Origin of the sequence: Craterilacuibacter sp. (assembly GCF_051659485.1) — a bacterium.
In the GTDB taxonomy this organism is placed as follows: domain Bacteria; phylum Pseudomonadota; class Gammaproteobacteria; order Burkholderiales; family Chromobacteriaceae; genus Craterilacuibacter.
The window spans coordinates 1-5,677 of the sequence record NZ_JBOFOO010000041.1; the positions used below are offsets into that span (position 1 = coordinate 1).

Annotated in this window: 5 protein-coding genes; 1 reads left to right on the top strand and 4 read right to left on the bottom strand. The window is 61.2% G+C overall.

The window, feature by feature from the left end:
• The 4 genes from ACRC1E_RS01240 to ACRC1E_RS01255 form a co-directional block, all read right to left on the bottom strand.
• Window positions 1-1,502: UvrD-helicase domain-containing protein (locus tag ACRC1E_RS01240; RefSeq protein WP_438513293.1), on the bottom strand; the 1,502-nt coding region annotated here is incomplete at its 3' end.
• 167 nt (window positions 1,503-1,669) lie between these two features.
• Window positions 1,670-2,206 carry a YfaZ family outer membrane protein gene (locus ACRC1E_RS01245; RefSeq protein ID WP_438513294.1) on the bottom strand — a complete coding sequence of 179 codons (537 nt, stop codon included), beginning with the start codon at window positions 2,204-2,206 and terminating at the stop codon, window positions 1,670-1,672.
• Window positions 2,207-2,264: 58 nt separating this feature from the next.
• Entirely contained in the window at window positions 2,265-2,912 is a 648-nt protein-coding gene (locus tag ACRC1E_RS01250) for a YceH family protein (RefSeq protein WP_438513295.1), read from the bottom strand.
• Between the two features lie 51 nt (window positions 2,913-2,963).
• Window positions 2,964-4,493, bottom strand: coding sequence for a glycine betaine uptake BCCT transporter (locus tag ACRC1E_RS01255; RefSeq protein ID WP_438513296.1), 1,530 nt, complete (start codon window positions 4,491-4,493; stop codon window positions 2,964-2,966).
• Window positions 4,494-4,793: 300 nt separating this feature from the next.
• On the opposite strand from ACRC1E_RS01255, the gene ACRC1E_RS01260 reads away from it, so the two are divergent.
• Window positions 4,794-5,561: a TlyA family RNA methyltransferase gene (locus tag ACRC1E_RS01260; RefSeq protein ID WP_438513297.1), complete on the top strand. Its 768-nt coding sequence runs from the start codon at window positions 4,794-4,796 to the stop codon at window positions 5,559-5,561.
• Window positions 5,562-5,677 lie beyond the last annotated feature (116 nt).

The window sequence follows — 5,677 nt, forward strand, 5'->3', positions numbered from 1 at the left end:
AGGTTGGCAAGGCGCTCCTCGCCTTCCTTGCGGTCGGCTTCATACATGGCGCGCAGGCCGGAGCGGTCGATAATCAGGCTGATCATCTCGGCCAGATTCAGGCGCTCGCGCTCGGCCCGCAAGCTTTCGACCAGCAGCACGAAGGTGGCCATCGCGCCGGCGCTGCGCCCCCCGCTACCGCCGCAGGCTGCAGCCCATAGCGTGACGCCCTGCTCGCGGCTGATGGTCTGCAGGTTTTCGATCGAGCGCGCGCCTATCTTGCGCGCCGGCACATTGACCACGCGCAGCAAGGCGTTGTCGTCGTCCGGATTGGACACCAGACGCAGATAGGCCATCGCATGCTTGATTTCCTGACGCTCGAAAAAGCGCAGGCCGCCATAGATGCGGTAGGCAAGGCCGGCATTGACCAGCGCATGTTCCAGTGCCCGCGACTGCGCATTGGAGCGGTACAGCACCGCCATATCGGACAGATTCCAGCCGTCGCGCACCAAGGCCTTCACTTCGTCGCAGACAAACTCGGCCTCATCCCCGTCGGAATAGGCTTCATACAGGCGGATGGATTCGCCTTCGCCGGCATCGGTCCACAGATTCTTGCCCAGACGGCCATCGTTTTTCTCGATCAGCGCATTGGCGGCGGTCAGGATATTGCCGACCGAGCGGTAATTCTGCTCCAGCCGCACCGGGCCTTCGATAGCGTAATCCTTGAGCAAGGAACGCATATTGCCGACTTCGGCACCGCGAAAGGCATAGATGCTCTGGTCGTCGTCACCGACGGCAAACAGCGCCGCCTCGTTACCGGCCAGCAGGCGCAGCCACGCATACTGCAGCAGGTTGGTATCCTGAAACTCGTCGACCAGAATATGGCGAAAACGGCTGCGGTAATGCTCGGCCAAAGCAGCATTGCGCGACAGCAGCTCATAGCAGCGCAGCAAGAGTTCGGCAAAATCGACCACGCCTTCGCGCTGGCACTGCGCATCGTAAGCGGCGTAGATCTCTATCAGCTTGAGAGTGTAACTGTCGTGCGCCGACAGCTCGCCGGCACGGCGGCCGGCTTCCTTATTGCCGTTGATAAAGGCGGCGACCGCCTTGGGCAGGAATTTTTCGTCGGAGACCTCGAGGATTTTCAACAACCGCTTGATCGCCGACGACTGCTCTTGCGAGTCCATGATCTGGAAAGTCTGCGGCAGGCCGGCATCGCGGTAATGGATGCGCAGCATGCGGTTGCACAGGCCGTGGAAAGTGCCTATCCACATGGTGCGGGTATTGACCGGCAGCATCGCCGACAAGCGGGTCTGCATCTCGCGCGCAGCCTTATTGGTAAAGGTCACGCCCAGGATGGCCGTAGCTGCGGCCTGCCCGCTAGACAATAGCCAGGCGATGCGCGTGGTCAGCACCCGCGTCTTGCCGCTACCGGCACCGGCAAGAACCAGTGCGCTTTTGGCAGGCCAGGTAACGGCGCGCAATTGTTCGGGATTCAAACCGGCGAGAAGATCGGCACTCATGGGGGCAAAGCCTTGCTGGAGAAACAAAACAGGGATTCTACACCAGCGGGGGGAATGGGACGTGGGACGTGGGACGTGGGGAGTGGGGAGTGGGGAGCTTACTCCCTATTCCCTATTCCCTATTCCCTATTCCCTATTCCCTATTCCCTATTCCCCACTCCCTATAATCAGAAACCGATGCTGGCCCCCAGATAGGCACCGTCAGCGATCTTGCGGTCGCGGCGGCTGTCGTTACGCTCGACCTTGAATTCGCGCCAGCCGGCTTCGACGCCGATCAGGGGCAGCGGTTTCCAGCGCAGGCCGGCCATGGTGTCGCTGACCTTGCTGACGCTGCCGCTCGCTGCCGACTCCGGTGCCCAGTAGCCCTGAACGAAGGCTTCGGTCGAGAACGGCAGGTCTACCGTCACCCGGCCACCCAGCATGCCGGCGCTGGCCTGGCCACCGGCATCAACCCACATGGCCTTGCCGCCCAGATCCACGCGGGCAAAAGGCACCGGCAGGCTGAAAGTCAGGCCGACACCGCCGGCTTCCACCGTGCCGTGTTCGTCCGATTGCAGATAGTCCAGCGTAATACCGGGGCCGAAGCCGGTGGCGGTACGGCTGATAAAACCGCCGTGTTCGGTGGCGGCAACCGTCAGGTCACCGGCCAATGCAGGCAAGGCAGCAGTGGCCAGCACGGCGGCCAGCAGGGTCTTTTTCAACATCGCTTATTTCTTTCAGATCAGACAGGAAAAACGCCGCACCAGCCGGTGCGGCAAACAATCAGTCGGCAATCAGGGCTTCCAGCTCGGACAAACGCGTCTTGAGCGCCGCCACTTCGGCTTCCAGTGCCGCCACGCGCCCGGTCAGGCCTACCACAATGGCCTCGTCATCTTCATTGCGCACGGGGGCTGTCACGGCCGCCAACACCGGCTCGCCCGACAGCAAGTGCGCCCAGCGTGCCTCGCGTGCCCCGGGCTGGCGCGGCAGATGCACGACCAGCGGCGGGTATTTGTCGGCCAGCGCCTGCAATGCAGTTTCGACTTCGTCCACCCCGGAAAAGGCATAAATCCGTCCGGAACGGGTGCGGATCTCGGCCGGCGTCTGCGGGCCGCGCAACATCAGCATCGCCAGCACCGCCATCCGTGCGCCCTCGATATTCCAGACATAGGGCAGGCGGTGTTCATACTTGGCGACCCGCGAGCCGGCAGGCAGGCGTTCGGCCACCAGCTTTTGCGCCATCAGCGATGCCAGCGCAGCGCTGATATCGGCATCAGACAGGCTCAGTACCGGTTCGCGGCTGGTCAGTTGATTACAGGCTGACAGCAGGGTATTCAGCGTCAGCGGATAGGTATCGGGATTGAGCGCCTGTTTTTCAATCAGGCAGCCCAAAACCCGGACTTCGGCAGGGTCAAGTTGATGCGTATCCATAATGCCTCCTTGCGACGGCATCCATGATCGCATCAAACCCGACATCCTGCATCACTTGCCCGACAGGGCCAGCAGCCTTTCCATCTCGTGCTTGAGCGCCAGTTCATGATGGCGCTGCTTGCGCTCGTCCTGCGACAGTGCCTTGTATAGCGACACCATCATGCCGACCATAATCAGGGCAAACGGCAGCGCCGCGATAATCGACACGCTTTGCAGGCCCTTGAGCCCGCCACTGGCCAGCAAGATCAGCGCAATAGCCGACACCAAGACCCCCCACACCAGCTTGACCCGATGGCCCGGATTGAGGTTGCCGTTGCTGGACAGCATGCCCAGCACAAAGGTGGCCGAATCGGCCGAGGTGACAAAGAAGCTCAGAACCAAGAGCATGGCCACGCCCGAGATCAGCGTGCCGCCAGGCAGCCCGGCAAACATATGATAAAGCGCGGTAGAGGCATCACTGCCGGCGGCAGACACCAGATCGACATGACCGAATAGCTGCATCCACAAGCCGGTACCTCCGAATACCGAAAACCAGATAAAGCTGGCCAAAGCCGGCACAAACAGCACGCCGATAACAAACTCGCGAATGGTGCGTCCTTTGGAGACACGGGCGATAAACATGCCGACAAACGGTGCCCAGGTAATCCACCAGGCCCAGTAAAACAGCGTCCAGCCGGCTACCCATGGGTTCTGCGAATACGGCGTCAGCTTCAGGCTCTGCGCGATCAGGTCATCCAGATAGTCGCCCAGCGTGGTGGTGAAGATATCGAAGATAAACGCCGTCGGCCCCAATATGGCCACCAGTAGCAGCAAGCCGACTGCCAGCCACAGATTAAAGCTGGACAGGATGCGGATGCCGCGCGTGAGGCCGGTCAGCGACGACAGTACGAACAACACGGTGGCGGTGGCAACCACGGCAAAAGTGGTCCAGCCGCCACTTGGAATCCCGAACAGGTAGTTTAAGCCCGACTCGATCTGCAGGGCGCCAAAGCCTAGCGAAGTCGCGACCCCGAAAGCAGTCGCCAGCACCGCCAAGATATCAATGGCCTTGCCTAGCGGCCCTTCCACCCTGTCACCCAGCAAGGGGCGGAACACCGAGCTGATCAGCCCCGGGGCGCCACGATTAAATTTGAAATAGGCCAGCGCCAAGCCCATCACGCAGTAAATCGCCCACGGATGCAGGCCCCAGTGAAAGAAGGCAGCATGCATGGCCATGCGGGCCGCTTCCGGCGTCTGCGCTGCAATGCCCTGCGATGGAGAAGCGAAGTGCAACAGCGGCTCGGCCGTACCCCAGAACACCAGGCCGATCCCCATGCCGGCAGAAAACAGCATGGCAAACCAGCTTCCACGGGAAAACTCGGGCTCGGCATCTTCACCGCCCAGACGGATCAAGGCAAAACGGCTGAATGCGAGATAAAGGGCAAACAATAGAAATCCGAACACGGATAACAGATAGAACCAGCCGAAACGGGCAATGGTCAGCGACAAGATGTCGGCGGTGAACTGATTGAGTTGCACGGGCATAAACAGGCCGAGCAAGACGAAAAGAGCGGTAAGTGCCAGCGAGATACGTAAAACCATACTGCCTCCTTGAGTGGCCTGTCATCCGTGCGCGCCATACCGGGGCAGGAAAACAGTGCCAGGGTTGGTGGATCAGTTGACTCAAGGCGAGCCGATGCGGACAAGGCCGCGATACCCGGGGAACGGGTGTTCATCAAGACGGGCGTATAACCCGGACAAGAAATAACTCAAAAAACATAAAATGCGGGCAAAGCCTATCATCTTTGCACGATGCGACGCAAACCGCATTGCCGCTACCGCTTGACAGCCACCCGCACTGGCGCGACCCTAGCGCCCCCTGCATCCACCAGCCTAGCCACCATGCCCAGAGCCGATCTTCTACTGGTCGAACAAGGCCTTGCCGCCTCGCGCACGGCCGCCCAAAACCTGATTACCGCCGGGCGGATCAGCATCATCCGTGACGGCCAGACCACGCCGCTGACCAAGGTCAGCCAGAAACTGGCGGCCGATACCCGCTTTAGTATTGTGCCGGATGCTGCCGACCGTTATGTGTCGCGCGGTGCGCTCAAGCTGGAAGGCGCGCTAGCCGAAACCGGCCTTGACGTGACCGGCATGCGCGCGCTGGACGTAGGCCAGTCCATCGGCGGCTTTACCGACTGCCTGCTGCAGGCCGGTGCCGCCCATGTGGTCGGCGTCGATGTCGGCCATGACCAGCTGGCGCAGAAAATACGCGACGACACGCGGGTACGCTGTTTCGAGGGGGTCAACGGGCGCGCGCTGAATCACGCGGCCTTGCTGTCGGCCAATGATGGCGAGGCATTCGATCTGATGGTGTGCGATGTCTCGTTTATTTCGCTAACCCTGATCCTGCCTTCCGCCCTGCCCTTGCTTCGGCCAGGCGGCTACCTGCTAAATCTGGTCAAGCCGCAGTTCGAAGTCGGACGCGGGGGACTGGGACATGGCGGCATTGTGCGCAATGAAAAACTGTACGCCGGGGTCAAGGACAAGATCACGCAGGCGGTAGAAGCCGAAGACTTCGAGCTCTTACGCTGGCTGGACAGCCCGCTCAAGGGCGGCGATGGCAACAAGGAATTCTTTGTCTGGGCGAGAAATAAAGGCGGGGAATAGGGACTCGGGACTCGGGACTCGGGACTCGGGACTCGGGACTCGGGACTCGGGACTCGGGACTCGGGACTCGGGACTCGGGACTCGGGACTCGGGACTCGGGACTCGGGACTCGGGAC